The sequence below is a fragment of the Segniliparus rotundus DSM 44985 genome (assembly GCF_000092825.1).
In the GTDB taxonomy this organism is placed as follows: domain Bacteria; phylum Actinomycetota; class Actinomycetes; order Mycobacteriales; family Mycobacteriaceae; genus Segniliparus; species Segniliparus rotundus.
Map to the genome: position 1 here is coordinate 2,996,246 of NC_014168.1, position 22,405 is coordinate 3,018,650.

Consider the following 22,405-nt stretch of genomic DNA (forward strand, 5'->3'; position numbering starts at 1 on the left):
CGCAGAAGACCACCAGCAGCGAAAGGGACGATGACTTTTCGGGCGGCTCGCCCTGCCTCCCCTGCTCTGCGCGAACCTGTCCCGCTGTCCGGGCCTCCCCGGGACAGCGGCCCTAACCAGGACACGAGAGACGCAGCGCGCCGAAATTCGATCCGGCGAAGCTGCGCCCAGTGTTAGATTGGCGTGATGCCCATCTCCCCCGCCTGCTCAGGGCTGGTGTCACCAGGTTTCGAACCGCTCGCCGCGCTCTTCAGCGGCTCGCTCGGGCGCGGCGGCGGGGCGCTGACCCTGCGCCGCGGCGAACGGGCGCTCGTCGACATCTGCGCCGGATGGGCGGACGCCGCCCAAACGCGGCCGTGGACGCACGACACCGCGGGACTCGGCTTTTCCGTGGCCAAAGGCATGGCCTCGACGGTGCTGCACCGTCTCGCCGACCGAGGTCTGCTGGAATACGACGCCCCCGTGGCCGCGTACTGGCCGGAGTTCGGCCAAGCGGGCAAACAGCGCATCACGGTGCGTCAGCTGATGTCGCACCGCGCAGGGCTCTGGGGGATCCGCCGACTGGTGCTCGAACCCGACGACTGGCTCGACCATCTCCTCATGGAGGAGCGGCTCGCGGCGGCTCCGGCCGTTTCGACGAGCGACGCACCTGGCTACCACGCCGTCTCTTACGGCTGGCTCGCCGCGGGTTTGGCGCGTCGCCTGACCGGGAAAGGCATGCGCCAGCTCGTCCAAGAGGAAATCGCGGCGCCGCTGGGCGCCCGGGGGGCTCGACATCGGCAGACCGGAGACCGACGCGCCGATCGCGGACACCATCGGCGCCATGCCCACGCTCGCCGACACGATCGTCCGGCGCGAGCCGATCTGGTCGAAGTTGCCGTACCAGCCAGCTTTCCTCTCCGCGCTGTACCTCCCTGGGCTCGACCGCCATATCGCCACCGGCCGCATCCTCGACACCGAGATGCCCTCCAGCAATGGCATGGTGACCGCACGCGGGCTCGCCGCCATGTACGCGGCCCTGGCGAACGGCGGCGGCTTCGGCGGCCGCGTCTTGCTGTCGCCGCAACGCGCGCACATGCTCCGCGACGTGCAGACCGCCACACGAGACCGGGTGAGCCTCGGGGCGAAGATGCGCTGGCGCCTGGGCTACCACCAAGCTTCCGGCACGCCGAGCCCCGGCGCGTTCGGGCACGACGGCATCGGCGGATCGACCGCATGGGCCGACCAGGACTCGGGGCTGTCATTCGCGCTGGTGTGGAACGACGTCGGCGACCGGGCCGGGGTGGCCCTTCGAGTCGCGCGCGGCGTGAAGATCTCGCGACTGGCCCACAAACTCGCCCAAGGCAGTTGACCCGAAGGCAGGGGCTCCCGCTCCGCTGCGCGGCGGCCGTTCAGCTCCGCTCGGCGGCGCGCGCGGCGAGGTGTTCGAGCATCAGCCCGGCGACCTGCTCGGCATGCTCGTGGGGGATCCAGTGCCCGGCCCCCGCGATGGTTTCGAACCGGTACGGCGCATCGACGTGGTCGCCGCAAAGCTCGGCCGCTTTGCGGGTGATCGCGTTGTCCTTGTCGCTCCAGACGAACAGGGCTGGGACCGCCACGCGACCGGTCGGGCGGGCCGGGTAGCGCATCGCCCGATACCAGTTGATAGCCCCTCGGGCCGTCCTGGGATCGCGCATCAGGTCGGACATCTGCGCGCGCAGCGGCTCCGGCGTGGACACATACCGCTGCAACGCCGTGAGCAACAGGCTGTTCTCTTTGCGAGCCAACCGCTCGGGCAGCCACGGGATCTGGAAGAAGAGCATGTACCACGAGCGCAGCAGCTGCGTCCCGCGCGCCATTGCGGCTGTGAAAGCGCGCGGGTGCGGCACCGAAAGGGCCGTCACCGCGCGGACCCGGCGCGGGTGGTTCGCGGCGACATGCCATGCGACAGCGGCCCCCCAGTCGTGGCCGAGCAAGTCGAAACGTTCCGCGCCCGCCTGGTCGGCGAGCGCGACGACATCGGCGGCGAGCTTGTCGAGGACGTAGCTCTTGACCGCCTTGGGCCGCGCCTGAGGCGAGTACCCGCGCTGGTCCGGGGCGAGCACGCGGTACCCCGCGGAGGCGAGCAGCGGAGCAACGCCGCGCCACGAGGCGCTGGTCTGCGGAAAGCCGTGCAGCGCGATGACCACCGGCCCGTTTGACGGGCCTTCGTCGCGCACGTCGAAGACCAGGCCGTCGTTCTGGAACTGCGTCATCCGCGCAGGCCGCGCCGGCTCGATCATCGGGCGGCGCGCAAGTACTGGCCGGTCTGTGTGCTCTGGCCGTAGCCCTCGATGAACTCGCCCGCGCGGCACACCACCCTTCCTCCGACTGCGACGACTGGCACCGTGGCGTCGTTGCGCCGGACCATCCGACGCAAGCCGCCGAAGAACTCAGCGGGGGCTTCGTGGTACTCCGCCAGTGAATCGTCCAGCCGTTCGGGGTCCACCACCACGAAATCCGCGCGGTCCCCAAGCCTGAGGCGCCCGGCGTCGAGACCGAAGAAGTCCGCGAGCTCGCCGGTGAGGCGGTGCACCGCCTGCCCCATGGGCAGCACGGGCTTGCCCGCCAGCTGCGCGTCGCGCATCCGCTTGAGGAAGCGCAGATGGAAGTTGTAGAAAGCCATGTTGCGCAGGTGCGCGCCCGCGTCCGAGAAGCCCAAATGCACATTCGGGTCTTTGGCCATCGCGTCGAGCTGGGCAGGGCGGTCGTTCGCGACCACGGTCGTCCACCGGACGTTCTTCTCGCCGTGCTCGACCAACACGTCCAGGAAGGCGTCGAGGTGGCGCAGGGCCCGGCCGTCGCGTTCGGAGCGTTCGCGGGCGATGTCGGCGAAACTCTTGCCGACGAGGCCGCGGTCCGGGCATTCGACGATGACCGCGTCGTTGAAGTCCTTGTGCCACAGCCCCGGCACGCGGCGCTTGATGAGGAATTGGCGGCGGAATGCGCGCCGGTAGCCTTGGTCGGCCAGGAGTTTGTTGCGCTCGAGCTGGTCCCGGATGTGCAGCGCCGCCGTGCCCGCCCCGAATTCCTCGAAGACCGGCAGGTCGATCCCGTCCGAGTACAGCTCGAACGGGACCGGGAGGTGCTGGAAACGCACCTTCGCGTTCAAGAAGAAGTTGCCGAGCCGCGCCACGGTCCGAAACAGCAGGTGCGCGAGGCGCATCGACTTGGCGTCGGCCGCGACCAGCAGGCTCACCGGTACCTGGCGGCGGCCGAACAGGCCGCTGGAGGCGAGGAAGAACATCGGGGCCATGATCGGGTTCTTCGAGTTGGGCGCGCTCTGGAGCATCCGCCCCCGCCGGCGCAGCACGGAGACGAGCCGCCACCGCTCATGCCACCACGCGTACGTGGACGGCAGCGCCCGAGAGCGGTACCGGGTGCCGTCGAGCTTGTCGAGCGGGGCGTCCATCCCCGACATGCCGAGCATCCCCGCGTCCAACGCCTCTTCGAGCAGCTCCGCCATCGTGTCGAGTTCCTTGCGCTTGGGCAGGGTTCGTTTGTTGGTCGCACGGCCGAGGCCCATCGCCGCCGCGCGCAGCTCGGAGTGCCCGACGAAGGAACTGACGTTGGGGCCGAGCGGCATCGCGTCGATGGCCTTCACGTAGCCTTCGGCGTTCTCCCAGGTCCGAAACTCTTGCAGCGCCTTGACGACGTACTCGCGGGGCACCGCTTCGACCCTGCTGAACAGGTCCGCCGCGTCCTCGTTCGAAGCGAAGACGGTCGACATCGAGCAACAGCCGAGGACCGCGGTGGTGACGCCGTGCCGGACCGACTCGCCGAGGCCGGGGTTGAGCAGCACCTCCGCGTCGTAGTGGGTGTGCATGTCGATGAAACCGGGCAGGACCCATTTCCCCGAGGCGTCGATCACCTCTGGGCAACCGTTTTCGTCCAGTTCCACGACGGACACCGCCGCCACCTTCCCGTCGCGCACCCCGAGGTTGGCGCGCGCCGGTTCGGAGCCGGAGCCGTCGAACCACAAGCCGTTTTTGATGATGACGTCAAACCCGGTGGCACTGGACGGAACGGCTTCGGGCATGGGCTGACCTCTTTCTGCGCTGCACCGACCATCCTAAACCATTGTTATGCCACAGGTCACAGAAAATCGATCCATCACAGACGCGCCTCCACTGTGGCGCGCGCTACAACAAGCCGAGCGCTGCCAGGTCGGCGGCGTATTTCAGGATCAGCTCCCGCGTCAGATGCGGAATATCGTGGTCCTTGCCGATCCTCGCCCTCTGCACATCGGCCCGGAACACGGCGTTCCGGAACGGCGAGCCGTCAACAGCCGGATGCGGGAACGAGTACACCTGCGCAAGCGGCAACAGCGACAGCTGGCGTTGTTTTTCCGGGAGGGCGCGGAGCGCGGTCGTGAAACGGGCGAACCATGTCGCGTGGTCTTCGATGCGGGTGATGGGATGTCCGGCTTCGATGAGCCAGTCGACGAACTCGTCCAAGCCGACGCCGTCGTGGTGGGGGTTGAAGACGTTGTAGCTGCGGTGGCCGTTGTTGCCTTCGGCGGCGAGGGCGACGATGGCCTCGGCGGTGAAGTCCACGGGAATGCCGTCGTAGTGGGCCCGTTGCCGTCTGCCTTGGGGGTCGAGTTGGTAGAAGGACTTCGGGGCGAGGCCGGTGGCGAGGAGGCTGAGGATGAGCCGTGTGAATTGGTCGGTGGCGTTGAGCTGGCCGGTGTGTTGCCGGTGGGCGAGGATCATGTCGGAGCGGAAGACGCGCACAGGCAGGCCGGTGCGCTCGTGCGCTTCGCGGAGCAGGACCTCGCCGGCCCATTTGCTGTTGCCGTAGCCGTTGGCGTAGCTGTCGTCGACAGGTCGTTGGGGCACGACTTCGCGGATGTCGCCGTCCTCGTCGAATGCGGCGGGGTCGGCGCCTGCCGCGACGGCGACGGTGGAGAGGTAGGCGACAGGTTTGAGCTTCGAGGCGACGGCGAAGCGGATGATCTCGGCGACGCCGACCACGTTCGACCCGAAGAGCTGGTGGTACGGCAGAACGTGGTTCACCAAGGCGCCGGAGTGCACCACAGCGTCCACCTCGCCCGCAAGCCGGTCCCAGGTGCGATCGTCCAGGCCGAACTTCGGCTCGCCGACGTCGCCGGGAACCACTTCGAGCCGGTCTGCGGCGAGTTCGGCGAACCGGGCCGCGAGCGCCGGGTCGGTGCCGAGCGCTTCTTCGACCCGCGCGCGCGCCGAGGCCGCGTCTTTGCCCCTGACCAAGCAGATCAGCTTCCCGCCGGTGGCTTCGAGCCGCTGAAGCTGCTCGAGCGCGAGAAACCGTCCGAGCCAGCCGTTCGCGCCGGTGAGCAGCACGGTGCGATGGGAGCCGGTGGGCCTGGGCAGGCTCTGCGCAGCTTCGAGCGCCTGCGCGTCCAGGAATTTGTCCAACGTCAGATCGCTCGCGCGGATCACCTCGGCCCCGGCGCCGTGCACCGAGGCCGAGTTCGGCGCCGCCTCGCCCGGGCGACCGCCCAACGCGCGCTCGATGTGCTCGGCGATCCCGGCGAGCGACGCGGTCGGGCCGATGATGATCCGAACGGGCGTCTCGACCCCGAACACGTCCTGCAAAAGGTTCGCGAAACCCAACGCGGAGAGCGAGTCTCCGCCGAGGTCGGCGAAATTCGCGTCAGGCCGAAAGTCCGCGCCGCTGGAGCCCACCACTGCTGCGGCGGCTTTGCGGACTGTGTCGATCACCGGGCGCTCCCCCGCCTGCTCGCGCAACGCGCGCAGTTCATCCGCCTGGCCCTGCGCGATCTGGTCGTAGAGCGCTTCGAGCCGTTCGCCGTACCGCTCCTTGAGCTTCGGGCGCAAAAGCTTGCCGACTTCGGAGAGCAGTCCGTTGCCGGTGGTGAACGGCTCGGTCTCGACGATGAAGTCGCGCGGGACCTCATAGGACTGCAGGCCAGACTCTTTGGCGATCGCGGCGAGCGAGTCCGCGATGAGCGGCTTCACTTCGGCCAGCGCCTGGACGGTGTCGAGCCGGCCGACGAGTTCGGCGTTCGGCACGACCACCGCGAGCAGGAACGAGCGCTCGCTGTTGCCGTAGACGAAGATCTGCTTGACATACGGGCTCGCGCCGAAGGCGGCCTCCAGCTTCGCGACCGCGACGAACTCGCCCTGGGAGAGCTTGAGGACGTTTTTGCTCCGGTCCACGTAGACGAGGCGGTCCGGCGCGATCTCGGCCATCACGTCGCCGGTTTTGTAGTAGCCCTGCTCGTCGAACATCTCCGCTGTCAGCTCGGGGCGCTTGTAGTAGCCGGAGACGAGGCTTTCGGAGCGGATGAGCAGCTCCCCCCGGGGGTGCGGCTTGTCGGTGGTGAAATAGCCGAGCTCGGGCACGTCGACCAGTTTGTAATCGATGACCGGCGGGCGTTGGATCACCCCGTCCCGCATGAGCGACAGCGCCTCGGTCGAACCGTAACCGTCGAGCAAGGGGAAGCCGAGCAGCTCCTCCATGAAGGCCCGCGTCTCGGGCGCCAACGGCGCGGAGCCGCACACCGCCACCAACAGCCGCTCGCCGAGCACCCGTTCGCGCAGTTCAGCGAGGTCCCGCGCCCGACGGCTCTCGTGCAACAGCATCTCGCACACCCTGGGAACCAGCGCGAGGAACGTGGGGCGGGCGAGCGCGATGTCCTCGAAGAGGGTCGAAAGGTCGCTGTGGGCGGTGAAATGCGCGGTCCCGCCAGCGGCGAGCGTCCCGCACAGGACCGCCCGGCCATAGGAGTGGCTGAGGGGCATGTAGTGCAGCGAAATACTCGGGAGTTGGGCGACGACCGGGGTCCTGGGCCAGAACCGGGACACGAGGCGCTGCGAGTACATGGCCCCCTTGGGGGTGCCGGTCGAGCCTGACGTGTAAATCAACAGGGCCAACGGGTCCTCGCCCTCGGCGGGTTCGAACACAGGCGGCTCGGGCAGCGCCGCGCCGCGCGCGACCAGCTCGTCGAGCGTCTCCACGGCCACGGGTCCTCGCGCCTGTTCGGGATTCTGGGGCTGCGCGAGCTTGGCTTTCGCCGCCGCGAGGGCCGCCCGGTGCTCGGGCGAGTCGTCCCGCAGATCGAAGATGACGAGCCGCTGGACGCTCGGGGTCCGCAGCACGCAGTCCACCGCCCCTTCGAGGCTTTCGGCGCTCGCCGCGAAGACCTTCGGCGCGGTTTCTTCGAGGATCGCGGACAGCTGCGCGACAGAAGCTCCTGCCTGCAACGGCACGGACACCAGGCCGGACCTGGTCGCCGCCAAGTCGAGAGCGGTGTAATCGGGGCTCGTGAAGCCGATGGTGGCGACGAAATCTCCGGGTTCGAGGCCATCCGCGCTCCAAGCCGCCGCGATCGCCCCGACGCGCGACCACAGCTCCCCGTAGCTGATCGTCGCGTAACCATCGCCGACCCGGTGGGCGAGGGCGGGGCGGTCCGCATAGCCCCGCATGAGCGTGTCCAGGTAGCGGGTGAACGAGAGCGTGGGATCAGAAACCGCCGCCACGACCTCCTGGTCCGGCACTGCCGCCGCGAACTGGGGGTCCGCCGCGGTCAGCTCCTCGATCTTTTGGAAAAAAAGCTTCGCCCGATCCGCGCCGCTGCCCATTGCTGTCCTTTCATCGTCCTTTTCGTCGGACTCAACTTATTCGGACCCGACCCCGAAGGCCAAGACGAGCGCTTACTCCCACTCTTCTGCAGCCGTGCCCTTGGGGAAACAGGACGGTCAGGGTGCCTTCCGCCCGATGTTACTGGAGACTGCCTCGCACTCGGACGCGCTGATCTTGCCCGTGTAGTACGCGACCTTGTAATCCACAACGGCGAGATCCTCGGCGAGCTGCTGTTGCTCGGCTTGGATCCGCGCGCGCTGCGCGAGCAGCAGCCGCAACCGCTCCGCGTGCGTCTCCTCCCCGCCTTGGAGCAGCTCGATGAACCGGCGCATGTCCTTGACCGGCATCCCGGTGCGGCGCAGCCGCAGCATGAGGACGATGCGCTCCACATCAGATTCGGAGAATCGGCGCTGGCCGCCCGCATTGCGCCGGATGGCGGGGAAAAGGCCCTCGCGTTCGAACCAGCGCAGCGAGTCAATGGAAAGTCCGGTCTCGGCGGAGACTTCGCCAATGGTGAGCTCCCGGCGCTGCGCTGTGGTCATAGCACAAGGCTAAAACCTGGAGCGCGCTCCAGGTCAAGCGCGGCGCGCGCCCAGGAGAGCGGGAAACACCTCGTTGATCTTCGCGAAACGCGCCTCCCGTACATTGCTCCAATGTCCGGCAAGCGGGAAAAACGCTCTTCCTTGTTCCTTCAATTGTCCGCAGCCATCGTCTTGGGCGTCGTGGTCGGATGGCTGTGGCCAGCGCTGGGGGCAGACCTCAAACCGGTCGCGGACGCGTTCATCAAGCTCATCAAGATGCTCATCGCCCCCATAGTGTTCTGCACCGTGGTGCTCGGCGTCGCGAGCGCGGGCGATCTCAAGTCAGTCGGCAGGATCGGCGTCAAAGCCTTGGTCTACTTCGAGGCGGTCACCACGTTCGCCTTGGTGTTCGGCCTGGTGATCGGCAACCTCGCACGGCCAGGCTCCGGCTTCCGCGTCGATCCGGCGGCCCTCGCCGCCGGCGCGGACGTTCTCGCGCAGAAGACCCAGCACAGCCAGCTGCCGCACGCGGTCGAGTTCCTGCTCGGGGTCATACCGGCCTCCGTCATCGGCGCGTTCGCGGAGAACGCCCTGCTGCAGGTGCTCTTTTTCTCAGTGCTGTTCGGCCTGGCGCTCGCGAAGCTCGGCGAGAGCGGCCCGCCGGTCGTTTTGGACCTGGTGGATCAGCTGAGCAAGCTCTTTTTCACGATCATGGGCTGGGTGATGCGCCTTGCCCCTCTCGGCGCTTTCGGCGCGATGGCCTTCATCATCGGCCAGTACGGGATCTCCTCCCTCGGCGGGTACGCCAAGCTCATCGCCTGCTGCTATCTCGCGGCAGCCTTGTTCCTGCTCGTCCTCGCGGCGATCGCGAAATGCGGCGCGGGCGTGAGCCTGTGGCGGTTCGTGGTCTACGCCAAAGACGAGCTGTTCCTGGCGCTGGGCACCGCGTCCACGGAGGTCGTCCTCCCTCGGATCATGGTGAAGCTCGAAGAAGCAGGGTGTTCGCGCGCCACGACTGGCCTGGTGGTCCCCACGGGGTACTCGTTCAACCTGGACGGCGCAACACTGTACCTATCGCTCTGTGTGCTGTTCCTGGCGCAAGCCCTCGGGGTAGACCTCACCCTCGGCGAGCAGATCACGGCCGTGCTGGTCCTCATGCTCACTTCGAAAGGCATGGCGGGCGTGCCCGGCTCCTCCTTCCTCGCGCTCTCGGCCACAGTCGAGGCCATCGGCCATGGCGCGATCCCCGTGGCAGCGGTGGCGCTGCTGTTGGGAGCGGATCGGATCATGGACTCGATGCGGGTGTCGGTCAACCTGCTCGGCAACTGTGTCGCCACGTTCGTGGTGGCGAACTGGGAAGGCCAGCTCGACAAGGAGCACATGCGCTCGACGCTCTCGCGACGCTAGGGCGGCGCTGCGGCGCGTTCACGCGCAAGCGGTCGCCACCAGCTCTTTCGCGACCATGCTGCGCGCACCGCCAAGGAACGCTCGCTGACGGCCGCGCAGGCTGCCAGCTCCTGCTAGTGCCCTCTCACCGCGAGGTCAGGCCGTCCCACGAGCACTGCGGCCATGTTGTAGCCGCTCATCCGCAGCTCGCCGTTGGCCCCGGAGCGCGGGTAATCCGCATGCCCCCGCGCCGCGTCGTGGAACACACCGTCGCCCGGCCCCTCGCCCGCGTGCGTGGACAGCCGCACGACCCACGGGAACGCAGTCGGGAAACCGCCGTACGCGATCATGGGCCCCCAGCCGGGGATGCGCTGGATGGGATCGTCGTCGGATTGGAGCACGAACGCGTGGCCAGGCCCGAGGCCGAGCTGGCCGGCGTTGCCGGTCTCCGTCATGTCGATGCCGGGCGAGCCGTAAAAGACAGCGTTGTCGACGACCCCTTTTGGCAGCTGCTGCAACGCGAGGGAAACGACGAGGGAGCCATAGGAGTGGCCGAGCACGGTGATGTTCGGGCGCATCGCCGAGGAGTCGGGGGCCGGGCGCCACACCGCCGCAAGCCCCTGGCAGAACCGGGCGAAACTCTCCGACCCGCGCCGCGCGCGGGTGTCTTGGCTCAGTTCGAACAGGCCTTTGAGCTCGTCCGCCCAACCGGGGCCGGGGTTGGAGCCCTCCCATTTGAACTGGGGCGGGTCGTAGCCGATCCAAGCGACGGAGGCGACCGATCCGGGGGAGCCTTGTTTGCGCAGGATGGCTTCGCCCTCGCTTTTGAGCTTCGCGGCCTCGTCCACCATGCCGGTCAGGGTCTGCCCCGGCGAGGAATTGATCCCCGGCGTGGTGATCGAGAGGTGCTCGGCGGTGTCCGGGTCGCCAATGGCGATGGCCGCCCGGCCGCGCTCCCCCGCGCCCATGTCCAACAGCAAGAGCTTCGCGTCCGGATGCGCGGCGAGCGCGCGCTGCACCGCCTCGAGGCCTTCGATCTTGCGTTCTGCGGAGAACAGGGCGGCGGCCTTGTCGTTGAAAGCTCCGTGGAACTTGTCGGCGGACAACTCGCGCTGGATGCGGTCGCGCTCGGCCAGCAGCTCGTCTCGGCGCTTGGGGATCAGCGAGCGGTTCGCCTGGTCCCTGGCGCTCGCGGTGACGCCGTCCCGATTCCCGATCAGCTCCGGGTAGCGTTTGGCGAAATCCAACTCGCCGTCCAGCTCTGCGGCTGCCTCATGCACCTGGCCGGTGAGCAGGGGCTCGTTGAGCGGGCTGTTGTCGGAACCGCTCGGGCCCATTGCCGACTGACCGCTCCAGAAGAGTGTCACGACAAGGGCTACGACGACACTCCTCTTGCGGTTGAAAAACTCGCGAGGATGAATCACCCGCATGATCTTACCTTCTCAGCGCCCTCCGTGGCTAGGGAAAAGACAGCCGCACGATAAGAAATGTGGCAATCGCAACAGAGGGGCCGCAGCGCGACGTGCGAGAATACGGTATGCCGACCTCGCAGCCCGACCAGGCTTTCCTGGACGATTTCGCAACACTTTCCACGTTCGGGGCCACCCCCGGCAAGGGGGTGGACCGCCAAGCCGCAACGGCGGCGGACGGGGAGCAACGGCATTGGTTCGCGAACTGGCTCGAGCAGCGCGGTTTCACCGTCCGATACGACAAGATCGGCAACCAGTTCGGCCTGCTCGAAGTGGTTCCAGGCGCGCCGTACGTGCTCGTCGGCTCGCATCTGGACAGCCAGCCCCTCGGCGGGCGGTTCGACGGGGCCTACGGCGTGTTGGCAGGGGCGCACGCCGCGTGGCGGCTCAAGCAGCGGTGGCAGGCGGGGGCAGCGGCCCCGAAACACAACCTCGCCGTGGTGAACTGGTTCAACGAGGAAGGCTGCCGGTTCCGCCCGAGCCTCATGGGATCGGGCGTGCTGACCGGCAAATTCGACCTCGAAGCCACTCTCGCGATCACAGACGAAGCCGGGATCACCGTCGCCCAAGCGCTCGCCGACATCGGGACGATCGACCCGGACGGCGAAGCCCCGGCCGCGGCGGCGTACGCCGAAATCCACATCGAGCAGGGCCCAGAACTCGAACGCGACGGACTGGCCATCGGCGTGGTGGACGCGACCTGGGCGGCGAAGAAATTCGAACTCGTCGTCCGGGGCGAGCAGTCGCACACCGGCTCGACGCCCATGGAGTTCCGCCATGACGCGCTGCTCGGCGCGGCCCTGGTGATCGCGGCGGTGCGCGACCAAGCCGACCAGCACGCCGACGTGCCGTTGCACGCCTGTGTCAGCTACCTGACTTTGGAGCCGAACTCCCCTGTCACCACTGCCCGCGAGGTGCGGCTGCATGTGGACAGCCGCTGCGCGGACGAGCGGGTGCTGGAGCAGGCGAAAGCGGACCTGTTCGCGTCGTTCCGCGAGATCGAGGAGCGCGCCCGGGTGAAGATCGAGCAGGTCGCGGCGCACGAATGGGGCAACCTCGCCTATCAGTCCGAAGGCGTGAAACTCGCGTTGGACGTCGCAGACCAGCTGCACCTGCCCCGACGGACCATCATGACCGTGGCCGGGCACGACTCCACGAACATGAAAGACCTCGTGCCCACAGTCATGCTGTTCGTCCCCAGCGTCGGCGGCGTCTCGCACAACGAGCGCGAACACACCGAGGACCACGATTTGCTGGCCGGACTGGGCGTGCTCACCGAAGTGGTCGGCAGGCTCGCCGCCGGAGAACTCGACTAGGCACCCGGACGCGCCCACAGCCACGCCGCGGCCGCGCAGATGAGCGCGCCGCACGCGCACAGGGTGATCCACGACGGCGCGACATGCCCACGCGGCGCGTCGGAGACGGAACCGGCCAGGGCGACGCCGATGCTCATGCCGAGCTGCCTGCAGGTGGACACCACGCCTGCGGCCGCCCCGGTGTTCGCGCCCATGCCGGTCACCGCCATCCCCGCGACGGGGGCGTTCACCAGGCCTATGCCGACGCCGAACGCGCCCGCGCCCGCGAGGACGCGCCCCGGCGAAGGCGGCTCCTGCGCGAGCATGACGAGCCCTGCGAGCAGGACGCCGACCCCGCCCACGAACAGCGGCGCGCTCGGCCCGAACCGGACCACCGCCCTGCTGCTGAGCGACGAGGAGAGGAACGTGCCGGTCGCCATGAGCAGCAGGTGCGAGCCCGCCAAGGAAGCGGATTCGCCGACGCAGCCCTGCAAGTAGAGCGACACGGTGAAGACGAGCGCCCCCAGCCCCAGGGAGGCGCAGGCGCCGCAGAGGTTCGCGGCGGCGTAAGGCGGGCTGCGGAAAGCGCGCAGGTCGACGAATGGCTGCGGCGACCGGGCCATGCACAGCCCCGCCGCCGCCGCGCACAGGAGGAACAACCCGAAAGCCGCTCCGGTCCACAGCGAGCGGAACCCGAGATTCGGCAGTTGGGTGATGGCCAGCACCAGCAAGAACATGGAGACGACCACGAGCCCTTGGCCGAGGACGTCGAGGCGGCGGCTGCGGTCGCCGAAGGACTCCGGCAGAAACCGCGTCGCCCAGAGGACCACGGCGCAGACCGGGACGTTGACCCAGAAAATAGCCTGCCAGCCGATGTTGTCGACCAAGACCCCGCCGAGGCCGGGGCCGAGCGCCATCGCGACGCCGAGGACCGCGCCCCACACCCCCAGGGCCCGCGCGCGCTTGGCCGGGTCGGTGTACGCGTTGGTGATGATGCCGAGCGCGACCGGGTTCAGCATGGACCCGCCGACCCCTTGCAGCACCCGCGCCGCGAGCAGCACATGGACCGTCGGGGCGAAACCGCACAACAGCGAGCTCGACCCGAACAGCGCGAGCCCGTACCGGAAGAAGCGCCGCCTGCCGCCCCGGTCGGCGAGCACGCCGCTGGAGATCAAAAAACTTCCCAAGGTGAGCGTGTACCCGTCGACGACCCACTGCATGGACTGCGCGCCGGCCTTGAGGTCGCGGCCGATCGCGGGGAGCGCCACATTGACGATGCTCGCGTCGAGGACGACGACGAAAATGCTCGCGCAGCAAATGACGAGGACGAGCCCCGCGCGAACCGGCCCCTGCCCGGTCAGCCCGGTGTGCTCGGCTGCCGCGCGCGTTGTCACGGTTTGACCGCGACGCAGAAGACCCTGCGGAACGGGAACGGCGTCCGCTCGCCCGCTTTCGGATACGCCACGCGCAGCAGACCCGCGTACTCCCGTTCGAAACGCTCGGCCTCCTGCGGGCTGAGCAGGTCGAGCACTGGCCGCAAACCTGTTCCGCGCACCCAATCGAGCACCGGGTTCTCGCCCTCAAGCAGGTGCAGGTAGGTGGTCTCCCACGCGTCCGGGATCAGACCGGAGCCAAGGGCGAGCCGGGCGTATTGCTCTGGGGTGTCGGTGCTGTCCCCGCCGCGCAGCGCGCCGCCCAGCTTCCCTTTCCACGCCGGAGCCTGCGCGAGGGTCCGCATGAGCACATGCGACGGGGCGAGGAAGTTCCCCGGCACCTGCCAGGCGATGGCCCCGCCGGGGCGCAATTGCCCGGCCCAGGCGGTGAGCAGCTCCCGGTGCTGCGGCAGCCATTGCAGCGCAGCGTTGGTGAACACGAGGTCGACCCCTGCTGCCGAAAACTCTGCGATGTCGCCGAGTTCGACGCGCACGTTCGCCGGAAGATCGTGGGGCGCGGCGGCCACCATCGCCGGGGACGAGTCAATGCCTGTCACATGGGCGTCCGGCCAGCGCTCACCGAGCGCTGCGGTGAGCTTGCCGGTGGCGCAGCCGAGGTCCACGATCGTTTTCGGCGCGATGTCCGGGACGCGGCCGAGAAGGTCGAAGTACGCTCGGTCCCGCTGATCGCTGAACCTGTGGTAGACCTTCGGGTCCCAGGAAGTCGCCATGCGTCCATCATGCCCCACGCCGCGGCGAAGGCGCTCTCTCGCCGGGTGGCCTCAAGCACCTTCCAGGGTTTTGCCCTTGGTCTCCCGCACCAGGAACCGCACGAAGAAGAAGGACATGGCGGCGAAGAGCGCGTATCCCGCATACGTGAGCGAGAGGTTCCAGGTGGACAAACTCGGGAATGAGACGGTGACCATCCAGTTCGCGATCCAGCTGCAGGCGGTGGCGAGCGAAATCGCGGCGGCGCGGATGCGGGCGGGGAATATCTCGCCGAGGACCACCCACAAGACCACGCCCCAAGAAATCGCGAAGAAGAACACGAAGACATGCGCCGCGAGCAGCGCCGCGAGGCCCGCGTCGTGCGGGAGGAAGACGTGGCCGTCCTGACGCAGCAGAAAACTGAACGCCCAGGCTTCGACGCCCAGGGCGACGGTCATGCCCGCAGAACCGATCAGCAGCAGCGCCTTTCGGCCGATCTTGTCGATCAGGGCGATGGCGACGAGCGTGCCGACGATGTTGATGACCGAGGTGGAAAAACTGCGCAGCAGCGAATCGGACTGGTTCGAGCCGACGGACTGCCAGAGCGTCGCGGAGTAGTAGAAGACGGCGTTGATGCCGACGAGCTGCTGGAACATCGCCATGCCGATGCCGACCCAGACGACCGGGGGGAAAAGGGACTTGCGGTCGAGCAGGTCTGTCAGACGCGGCTTGCGGTCGCAGGAGAGGGCGGAGCGGACATCGCGGACACAGCCGTCGACGTCGGCGCCGGGGCCTTCGAGTTCGGCGAACACCGCCCGAGCCTGCTCGTCCTGCCCGCTCGCGACGAGGTATCTCGGCGACTCAGGGATGGTGGAGGCGAGCAGGAAGTACAGGACGGCGGGCACGGCGCAGGCTCCCAGCATCCACTGCCACGCCTCAAACCCGGCCATCACGCCGCGGGCGGAGCCGCCCGCGGCGGCCGCGATCAGATAGTTGGCCAATTGCGAGACCGCGAGGCCGACGACGATGGCCAACTGCTGGAGCGAGGAGAGCCTGCCCCGGTACGCGGGCGGCGACACCTCTGCGATGTACAGGGGACCGATCACCGAGGCGAAACCGATGGCCAAGCCGCCGACAGCCCGCCAGAGCGCGAGCATCCAAGGGGCGGAGGGGTACATCGAGCCGATGGCTCCGACCAGGAAGAGCACCGCGGCGACCCGCATGACCGCGCGCCGCCCGAACTGGTCGGCGAGCCAACCGGCGACCATGGCGCCGAACGCGCAACCGAGCAGGGCCACAGAGACGATGAACCCGACTGCGATGTCGCCGATGGCGAAGTAGTCCTTCACGCCTTGGACGGCCCCGTTCATCACTGCTGTGTCGTACCCGAAGAGGAAGCCGCTCATCGCGGCCGAGGCGGAGACAACGACCACCCTGCCGAGTGGGGGCCTGCCTTCTTGCAACACATCCTGCTCGAGTGTGATCTGGCGAACCATTGGTTCAGCATAGGTCACCCGTTTTCACGAGAAATACTGGCCCGGAGACACGCCGACAGCTCGGCGGAACGCAGCGGCGAAAGCGCTGGCTGAGGAGTATCCGATTCGCTCGGCGACGCGCTCGACAGTGGCGCCCTCCGCCAGGAGCGGCAGCGCGGCGCGCAATCGGGCCTGCGCGCGCCACTGGCCGAAGCTGAGCCCGGTCTCGGCGGCCCAAATCCGGGCGAGGGTCCGCTCGGACAGGCCGCACTCGCCCGCGAGATCTCGAAGCGTGGCGGCGCGCGAGGGGTGCGCGACCAACCGTTTCGCGAGCCGCGCCGCCCTGGGCTCGCGCGGCATGGGGGCTCGGACTGGGATCACGGCCATCGGTTCGAGCAGATCGAAGAGCACAGACTCGGCGCGCTCCCGAGCGTCCGCGGCAAGATCGGCGCGCAGCAAATAGCCCAGCAGTTCGCGTAAGAGCGAGCCGACCTTGACCAGCTGCGGAGTCCGCCAATCCAGCGGCGAGCAGGCCCGCGAGGCGTGCTGGGCGGGGCAGAAGACCCCGCGCAGCACCGCGCCGCCCATCGCGCCGGTCCGGTGGACGGTCCCGGCGGGCAGCCACAGCGCCCTGGTCGTGGGCAGCACCCAGCGCGCGCCGCCGACCGCCACCGCGACCACCCCCCGCGCAGCCCACACCAATTGATGGTGGTCCGCATGGACGTGCTCGGGGAACCAATGCCCAGACGGCAACCGCACATCGCCCAGCACCATCGCGCCCCGGCTGGCGGCCAGCAGGTCGTCCACACCGGCTGCACGCGAAGGGATTTGGCTGTTTGCGACATAATTTGTCAGATTATCGCCTTTCGGACAACGGCGGGCTTCGTTACCGTCGAGCGCATGGCTATGAACTGGATACATCAACGCATCTGCAGCTCGAAGCAATGGGCCCGGCTGGTCCGAGAAAGCACGCTGCCGTGGGTGCTCGACGAGGTGGACCTCGGCGAGCGCACGCTGGAAATCGGGCCGGGCTACGGCGCGAACCTCAAGGTGCTGGTCGAGAAGACCCCGGACCTCACCGCCGTGGAGATCGACCCGGCGATGGCCGCGGACCTGCGGCGCGAGCACGGTTCCCGCGCGAAAATCCTCCAGGGCGACGGCGCCTCGCTCGCGCTGCCCGACGAGGAGTTCAGCTCGGTCGTCTGCTTCACGATGCTCCACCACGTCCCCACGGCGGGGGGACAGGACGCGCTTTTCTCCGAAGCGCGCCGCGTCCTGTCCTCGGGCGGGGTCTTCGCCGGATGCGACTCCACGGACAGCCTGCTCATGCGCGCCCTGCACATCGGCGACACCTACAACCCCGTGCCGCCGGAGACTTTGCAGGACCGGCTGGCCGCAGCGGGATTCGAGGAGATCGCCACAGAGCACAAGGGGGGCAAAGTGCGCTGGCGCGCCGTGGCCGTCTGAGCCAGACGCGGCCCGGCCGCCGATGCCGCGAAGAATCCGTTGGGCACAGCGGCACCATCGCCTGCCGCGCAGCAGGATAGGCTGAGCCTATGGAAGAGCTCGGCGAAGACCCGGCCCGCGTCGGAGAAGAACGCGGCGAGGGCTGGAGCGAGACGGGCGAGGACGAGACCGCCAACGAGGACGAGACCGGGGCCCGGCCAGAACGAGCCCGACTGCGCGAGAGGGTCCGAGACCGCCTGCTCGGCGGCGAGCACAAATACAACCGGCGGGAAATCGCTGAGCTCATCGGCGTGGAGCCGTACCGCATCGCGCGGCTGTGGGTCGCTTTCGGGTTCGCCACCGACCCCGACCCCGAGATGAAGATGTTCACCGACGGCGACCTGCAGGCGCTGCGCTTGTTCACCACACTGGTGGACCGGGGCCTGCTCGACCCCGATATGGAATACACGGTGGCCCGCAATTTGGGGCAGAGCTTCGCCCGCATCGCGGAGTGGCAGGCCGAGACCGCCTACGAGCGGATCCGGGCCGAGGCCGTCAAACGCATGCCCGAGGGAGCCGAGGCGGATGTGGTGGCGTTGTCCGGCACGCTCGCGGGCGCGCTCTTGGACGAGGTCCTGCCTGCCTTCGACTTCGTGCAAAGCTATCTTTGGCGGCGGCACCTGGCCGCGAACGCGCAACGGGTCGGCGGCCAGGGCGAGCACAAATTCGCCGTCGGATTCGCCGACATGGTCGGCTACACCCGGCTCACCCGCAGCCTGGACGAGCCCGAACTCGACCGTTTGCTGGAATCATTCGAGTCCACGGCGACCACAGTCATCACCCAGGAAGGCGGCTGGTTGGTGAAAACCCTGGGCGACGAGGTCATGTTCGCCTCGGCTTCCCCGCAGGCCGCGGCCCGGATAGCGCTCACCCTGCTCGACTTCGTGCCCGACGGCGAGGAGGTGCCGGAACTGCGGGTCGGCGTCGCTTACGGGCGAGTGCTCACCCGCTTCGGGGACCTCTACGGGCCGACCGTGAACATCGCCTCGCGTTTGACCACCTCGGCCAAACCCGGCAGCGTCCTCATCGACGCGGGATTGGCCGAGGAGGTCGTCGAGGAGGGCGACCTGCAAATCAAACCCTTGCGCCGTCCGCTGCAAGTCCGCGGCTACCGCAAACTCGACGCCTTCACGTTGCGCTGGCGCCAGCGCAAAGGGTTCCGCTGAGCGTCCGCGCCGAGCGAGGCTCCGGCCGGCCAGGCTGAGAACGCCTACTTGACGGTCACTTCTGCCATATTCACACCCGACACCGTGATCTGCGGTTTCCCGCTGTTGCCCGGCGGCGCGTCATAGGTGGCGGTGATGGTCTGCGTCTCGCCGGGGAGCAATGTGATGTCGTTCTGGTCCCACATGACGGACTGGGCCGCAGGGGCGTCGGCCCGCAAGAAGAACGCGACCGAATCCGAGGAGTTGGTGAGCCGCACCGAGACCTTCCCCGCGGTCGGCGCGCCGACCGTGACCGCCACCTGGGCGGGCGGCAACGAGCGCAACGCCGTGAAATCCGCGTACTGGCGCATCGGGGCGTTGGGGAAATTCACCCGATTGCCGCCGTTCGCGTCCCAATCCACCAATTCCGCAACCGTGGAACGCCAGTACACATTGCGGTCCACCACATCGTCGCCGCGTTTGAGCAGAACTTCCACGAAATACGCGGGGCCTTCGGCGGGAACATTCGGCGACAACAAGCCGTTCCTCACCTCCTGGCTCGCGAGCGGCCCGACTGGGGCCGTCTGGTCGTCGAGCACCTTCCCGTCAACGCCGACCACCTTGGTCTGCACCATCAGGTGGTCTTGGGAGCCGATGCCGAAATTCGCCACCGTGACCGTGTTGTCGTCATAGCTGAGCAGCGCGTGCACCGGCCGATTGGCCTCCGCGGCGCCGAAATACGAGCCCGGCTGGTCCCCGTCCGAACCGTAGAGATTCCACAAAAGCGACGGCCAGCCCTGGTTGATCATGAAATACACGAGGCCCGTCGAAGGGTTCACCGGGTCGGTCGAATACCGGATGAACGCCTCGAACTGCGCGCGGACGCTCTCGTAATTCGCGAGCTGCGCCAACTGCACGTAGCTCTCAAGGTCGGACCACGGCCCGTAGCGATGCGCGAGCGCCGTCGAGAAGTTGTACAGCGTCCCGAACGCGTAGCCGTCGCCCGTAGCGGGCCCATGCAGGTTTTTCCCGCCCCTGGCGGGCTGGAAATTGGTGTGGTACTGGTTGTAGTTCGGGTCGCGCCACAACTTGTCCAGCTCCTCGGGGGACAAGAAACGTTTGAGCGAGGCCAGTGTCGGAATGCTGTCCCCCGCCCCCTGCTCGCTGCCGAAGCCCCTCGACCCGCTGATGTTCGTCAACGTCTCATTGGCCGGCCCCGAATGTCCGTCCTCGTACCAGAAAGACGGCGGAACCCAGTCGTACGGGCCTTCCCGTTCCCCGGACCACTCCAAAGTCGGGGTGTTCTTGTACATGGCCGCGGCGATGACCGGGACGTCGAAATCCGCCTCGTTGAAACCGCGCAAGGTGGCCCGCTCCTGTTTGGGCGTCGGCTCGTTGTCGCTCCACCCGTACGAGATGACGCTCGGATGGTCGCGTTCGCGCTCCCCGATCGAGCGCGACGACTCGTAGATGATCCGCTCGTCCCGGTCGGTGAGGATCGAATCGCTCGGCGGCTGCCACGCGTTGCAGCACATGAACCCGCCGAGCACCAAGATCCCGGCCTTGTCCATCTGCTGATAGAAATCGTCCGGCTCGTCGTGGCCCTCCAACCGGACCGCGTTCAAACCCATATTGCGCACCATCGCCACCAAGCGGGCCGTCTGCGCCTTCGAATACCGCAGGAAGAGATCGGGCGCCGACTCGCCGCCCCGGATCAGCACGTCTTTGCCGTTGACGCTGAACTGGCGCCAACCGCCCGGCGTCTCGGTCGCCTCGCCGACCAACCGGGACTGGACCGTCCTGATCCCGAAACTCTCCTGGTAGGAGTCCGTTGTCACACCGTTCTGGACGACCGTCACGTCGAGGGTGTACAGGGGCTGGTCCCCCATCGAGTACGGCCACCAGACTTTCGGGTGCTGGATCGTCGTCGGGTCGAAGACCACGTCCTTGAAGTTCTGGTCCGCCAGCAGGTCCACCGAGGTCCGCAGTTCGACGGGGGGGCCGCCGTCCGGCGGGGTGATCTTGGCGTGGACCTCGCCGTGCTGCGGCTGGTCGCCGTGCTTGAGCACCCGCGTCTTGACCGTCAGCTCGCTCCTGGAAAGATCCGGCGCGTTCTTCTGCATGACGTGGGTGTTCGTCTGGCCGAGCGCGCCGGTGACCCGCAGGCTGATCGGATACTGCACACCCGTGTTGTTGTCCGGCGGGATCTGGCTCCAATCCGCGCTGGACGTGGTGAACATGCCCGCCGGATCGTTCGGGTACAGCATCAGCGCGAACGAGTTCTTGCCCGGTCGCAAAAGCTCGGTCACATCCAGGACGTGCTTCGCGTACGCGCCGCTGACGACCTCGCGCGTGGCGATCTCTTTCCCGTTCAGCCACACATCCGCCTCGCCCATCACGCCAGGGATCTCGATTTGGGCGCGCTGGCCCGGCGCCAGCCCTGGGCCGATGTCGAAGTCGGTCCGGTACCACCACGGCACGGCGAACCTCGGCGCCTCGACCGGCCCCGGCGCGGTCACATAGCCGAAGCAGTCCCGCATGTTCTGCGAATAAAAGACGTTCGGGCATTCCTTGTTCTGCACAAGAGCGCCGATGAGCGTCCCCGGGGCCCCGGCGTCGTCCGGCTTCACCACCAGCCAGCCCTTGTCCACATGCGCAGCGCTGGAGATCTGCGACGGGCGGTCCTTCGTGTCAGCGCTGCTGCGCACCTGCCAGCCGTCCGCGCCGAGGATTGTCGTTCCGATCCGGCTGCCCTGGATCGGCTGAATCGGCAACTCTTGCGCGGGCGCGTCCTGGGCGGAACGGACCCAGAGAAGGAGCGTGGTGACCGTGGCCGCGACGACGAGGGCCAAGACCAGAATCAGGACAACCGTTCGCCTGGTACGGGCACCTTGCATTCGACGGTCGTTCTTTCACTCAGTCTCGGTTCGGGCGGCACATACCCCCCGGGCGGGCTTCACGCCCACGGCCGCTTGCTGGCAAAACGGGCGCTCGAACTGGGAGCATGCTCTCGCGTCCGCGCACCGGGCGGCGGCAGACGGTTGTCAAGGATAGCCGAAAAACGTGCGCGTTCGCGCCTCGCCGCAGCACCTGTCGCAGTGCTCTCGGTCTCGTCTTTGCTCGTGCGCGCCCGCGGAGGCCTCGTCTCGAGCTGGCGGCGCGCGGCGGCGCGAGCCGGCCGGAAGGCAACACGCGCGGGCTGAAGAGCGCTGCCCCGCCACGAAGAGACAACCGTCTGCCCTGTGCTCAGCGGCTCGCAATCCCTCTTCCGGCACGGGATCGCGCCCCGGGGAGGACCGACGCCGCTCCCCCGCTCCTGACAGCCGCTGCGTGCGGACGCCAGACGGCCTGGAGGTGGCTCACGCCAGCCCAGGGGGACCGTCGGGCTGCGTCTTGGGCAGGATGTCCAAGAGGCGACGCAGGGCTGGCATCGCGGCGGCGAGGGCTCGCTGATCGCTTTCGGGCAGCGCGCCGGTTGCCGCGTTGATGAGCTGAGAGCTGGTCTGGTCGTACCGTTCTAGCAGTTGGCGCGAGCGCTCCGTGAGGGAGACCACAGCAGAGCGGCGGTCTGACGCCACGGTCTCGCGGGTGATGAGCCCTGATTCCGTGAGGGCTTTGAGCAGATTGCTGATGGTCGAAGGCGCCAGTCCCAGACCCTCCGCAAGGTCGGAGGGCTGCGATCTGCCCCGCGCCTCGATTTCACGGAGCAGCTCGATAGACGACTCCGGAAGGTCCGGCAGAGCCGCGTCGGCGCGCGCGGCCCTGAGCACCGTTCTCCGCAGCGGCCCGAGCAGTCGGGAGAGCTCGAAGCCGATATCCATGGCTTGCACTCTATCGGGCAAAGCTGTAGATTTACTTT

The 22,405-nt window shown here is 68.0% G+C and carries 16 protein-coding genes and 1 pseudogene; 6 read left to right on the plus strand and 11 right to left on the minus strand.

What is annotated here, in order from left to right; translation table 11 throughout:
• Nucleotides 1-186: 186 nt before the first annotated feature.
• Together SROT_RS17475 and SROT_RS14575 are read left to right on the plus strand one after the other, a co-directional pair.
• Nucleotides 187-792 (plus strand): annotated as a pseudogene (locus tag SROT_RS17475) (serine hydrolase domain-containing protein); the annotation flags it as partial.
• Between the two features lie 31 nt (nt 793-823).
• Nucleotides 824-1,351: a serine hydrolase gene (locus SROT_RS14575; RefSeq protein ID WP_041407392.1), complete on the plus strand. Its 528-nt coding sequence runs from the start codon at nt 824-826 to the stop codon at nt 1,349-1,351.
• 40 nt (nt 1,352-1,391) lie between these two features.
• Here the strand turns inward: SROT_RS14575 and SROT_RS14580 are convergent, their stop codons facing one another.
• The 4 genes from SROT_RS14580 to SROT_RS14595 all read right to left on the minus strand — a co-directional run bounded on the left by SROT_RS14580 (nt 1,392) and on the right by SROT_RS14595 (nt 8,150).
• A complete protein-coding gene (locus SROT_RS14580) occupies nt 1,392-2,261 on the minus strand; it encodes an alpha/beta fold hydrolase (protein WP_013139785.1) in 870 nt (289 codons plus the stop codon).
• A complete protein-coding gene (locus tag SROT_RS14585; protein WP_013139786.1) occupies nt 2,258-4,057 on the minus strand; it encodes an N-acyl-D-amino-acid deacylase family protein in 1,800 nt (599 codons plus the stop codon). The genes SROT_RS14580 and SROT_RS14585 overlap by 4 nt, the downstream gene beginning before the upstream one ends.
• A gap of 103 nt (nt 4,058-4,160) precedes the next feature.
• Entirely contained in the window at nt 4,161-7,607 is a 3,447-nt protein-coding gene (gene car, locus SROT_RS14590) for a carboxylic acid reductase (RefSeq protein ID WP_013139787.1), read from the minus strand.
• Nucleotides 7,608-7,724: 117 nt separating this feature from the next.
• Complete coding sequence (locus SROT_RS14595; RefSeq protein WP_013139788.1) at nt 7,725-8,150, minus strand: MerR family transcriptional regulator; 426 nt, start codon at nt 8,148-8,150, stop codon at nt 7,725-7,727.
• Between the two features lie 111 nt (nt 8,151-8,261).
• Here SROT_RS14595 and dctA point away from each other — a divergent pair, with 111 nt between their 5' ends.
• Nucleotides 8,262-9,536 carry a C4-dicarboxylate transporter DctA gene (gene dctA, locus SROT_RS14600; RefSeq protein ID WP_013139789.1) on the plus strand — a complete coding sequence of 425 codons (1,275 nt, stop codon included), beginning with the start codon at nt 8,262-8,264 and terminating at the stop codon, nt 9,534-9,536.
• A 113-nt stretch (nt 9,537-9,649) separates the two neighbouring features.
• On the opposite strand, the gene SROT_RS14605 is transcribed toward dctA, so the two are convergent.
• On the minus strand, nt 9,650-10,852 hold the full coding sequence (locus SROT_RS14605) for an alpha/beta hydrolase (protein WP_148223463.1): 1,203 nt from the start codon (nt 10,850-10,852) through the stop codon (nt 9,650-9,652).
• A 200-nt stretch (nt 10,853-11,052) separates the two neighbouring features.
• On the opposite strand from SROT_RS14605, the gene SROT_RS14610 reads away from it, so the two are divergent.
• Nucleotides 11,053-12,300: a M20 family metallo-hydrolase gene (locus SROT_RS14610; RefSeq protein ID WP_013139791.1), complete on the plus strand. Its 1,248-nt coding sequence runs from the start codon at nt 11,053-11,055 to the stop codon at nt 12,298-12,300.
• Here the strand turns inward: SROT_RS14610 and SROT_RS14615 are convergent.
• From SROT_RS14615 to SROT_RS14630, 4 genes are read right to left on the minus strand one after another with little or no spacing between them, the layout of a single operon-like run.
• Nucleotides 12,297-13,673 carry an MFS transporter gene (locus SROT_RS14615; RefSeq protein ID WP_013139792.1) on the minus strand — a complete coding sequence of 459 codons (1,377 nt, stop codon included), beginning with the start codon at nt 13,671-13,673 and terminating at the stop codon, nt 12,297-12,299. The genes SROT_RS14610 and SROT_RS14615 overlap by 4 nt on opposite strands.
• Nucleotides 13,670-14,443, minus strand: coding sequence for a methyltransferase domain-containing protein (locus SROT_RS14620; RefSeq protein WP_013139793.1), 774 nt, complete (start codon nt 14,441-14,443; stop codon nt 13,670-13,672). The genes SROT_RS14615 and SROT_RS14620 overlap by 4 nt, the downstream gene beginning before the upstream one ends.
• 51 nt (nt 14,444-14,494) lie before the next feature.
• Complete coding sequence (locus SROT_RS14625; protein WP_013139794.1) at nt 14,495-15,916, minus strand: sugar porter family MFS transporter; 1,422 nt, start codon at nt 15,914-15,916, stop codon at nt 14,495-14,497.
• A 24-nt stretch (nt 15,917-15,940) separates the two neighbouring features.
• Complete coding sequence (locus tag SROT_RS14630) at nt 15,941-16,702, minus strand: helix-turn-helix transcriptional regulator (protein WP_013139795.1); 762 nt, start codon at nt 16,700-16,702, stop codon at nt 15,941-15,943.
• A 93-nt stretch (nt 16,703-16,795) separates the two neighbouring features.
• Here SROT_RS14630 and SROT_RS14635 point away from each other — a divergent pair, with 93 nt between their 5' ends.
• On the plus strand, nt 16,796-17,362 hold the full coding sequence (locus SROT_RS14635; protein ID WP_148223464.1) for a class I SAM-dependent methyltransferase: 567 nt from the start codon (nt 16,796-16,798) through the stop codon (nt 17,360-17,362).
• Nucleotides 17,363-17,451: 89 nt separating this feature from the next.
• Nucleotides 17,452-18,567 (plus strand): adenylate/guanylate cyclase domain-containing protein, encoded by a 1,116-nt coding sequence (locus tag SROT_RS14640; protein WP_013139797.1) that lies wholly within the window; start codon nt 17,452-17,454, stop codon nt 18,565-18,567.
• Nucleotides 18,568-18,611: 44 nt separating this feature from the next.
• On the opposite strand, the gene SROT_RS14645 is transcribed toward SROT_RS14640, so the two are convergent.
• Both SROT_RS14645 and SROT_RS14650 read right to left on the minus strand, forming a co-directional pair.
• Nucleotides 18,612-21,443, minus strand: coding sequence for a glycoside hydrolase family 2 protein (locus SROT_RS14645; protein WP_013139798.1), 2,832 nt, complete (start codon nt 21,441-21,443; stop codon nt 18,612-18,614).
• Nucleotides 21,444-21,905: 462 nt separating this feature from the next.
• Complete coding sequence (locus SROT_RS14650) at nt 21,906-22,367, minus strand: MarR family winged helix-turn-helix transcriptional regulator (protein ID WP_013139799.1); 462 nt, start codon at nt 22,365-22,367, stop codon at nt 21,906-21,908.
• Between the last annotated feature and the right edge of the window lie 38 nt (nt 22,368-22,405).

What these genes read in the sequence shown, in the direction of transcription:
- SROT_RS14575 (WP_041407392.1), top strand. Translation starts at nt 824, where the DNA reads ATGCCCACGCTCGCCGACACGATCGTCCGGCGCGAGCCGATCTGGTCG.
- SROT_RS14580 (WP_013139785.1), bottom strand. Translation starts at nt 2,261, where the DNA reads ATGATCGAGCCGGCGCGGCCTGCGCGGATGACGCAGTTCCAGAACGAC.
- SROT_RS14585 (WP_013139786.1), bottom strand. Translation starts at nt 4,057, where the DNA reads ATGCCCGAAGCCGTTCCGTCCAGTGCCACCGGGTTTGACGTCATCATC.
- car (WP_013139787.1), bottom strand. Translation starts at nt 7,607, where the DNA reads ATGGGCAGCGGCGCGGATCGGGCGAAGCTTTTTTTCCAAAAGATCGAG.
- SROT_RS14595 (WP_013139788.1), bottom strand. Translation starts at nt 8,150, where the DNA reads ATGACCACAGCGCAGCGCCGGGAGCTCACCATTGGCGAAGTCTCCGCC.
- dctA (WP_013139789.1), top strand. Translation starts at nt 8,262, where the DNA reads ATGTCCGGCAAGCGGGAAAAACGCTCTTCCTTGTTCCTTCAATTGTCC.
- SROT_RS14605 (WP_148223463.1), bottom strand. Translation starts at nt 10,852, where the DNA reads ATGGGCCCGAGCGGTTCCGACAACAGCCCGCTCAACGAGCCCCTGCTC.
- SROT_RS14610 (WP_013139791.1), top strand. Translation starts at nt 11,053, where the DNA reads ATGCCGACCTCGCAGCCCGACCAGGCTTTCCTGGACGATTTCGCAACA.
- SROT_RS14620 (WP_013139793.1), bottom strand. Translation starts at nt 14,443, where the DNA reads ATGGCGACTTCCTGGGACCCGAAGGTCTACCACAGGTTCAGCGATCAG.
- SROT_RS14625 (WP_013139794.1), bottom strand. Translation starts at nt 15,916, where the DNA reads ATGGTTCGCCAGATCACACTCGAGCAGGATGTGTTGCAAGAAGGCAGG.
- SROT_RS14635 (WP_148223464.1), top strand. Translation starts at nt 16,796, where the DNA reads ATGGCTATGAACTGGATACATCAACGCATCTGCAGCTCGAAGCAATGG.
- SROT_RS14640 (WP_013139797.1), top strand. Translation starts at nt 17,452, where the DNA reads ATGGAAGAGCTCGGCGAAGACCCGGCCCGCGTCGGAGAAGAACGCGGC.
- SROT_RS14645 (WP_013139798.1), bottom strand. Translation starts at nt 21,443, where the DNA reads ATGCAAGGTGCCCGTACCAGGCGAACGGTTGTCCTGATTCTGGTCTTG.
- SROT_RS14650 (WP_013139799.1), bottom strand. Translation starts at nt 22,367, where the DNA reads ATGGATATCGGCTTCGAGCTCTCCCGACTGCTCGGGCCGCTGCGGAGA.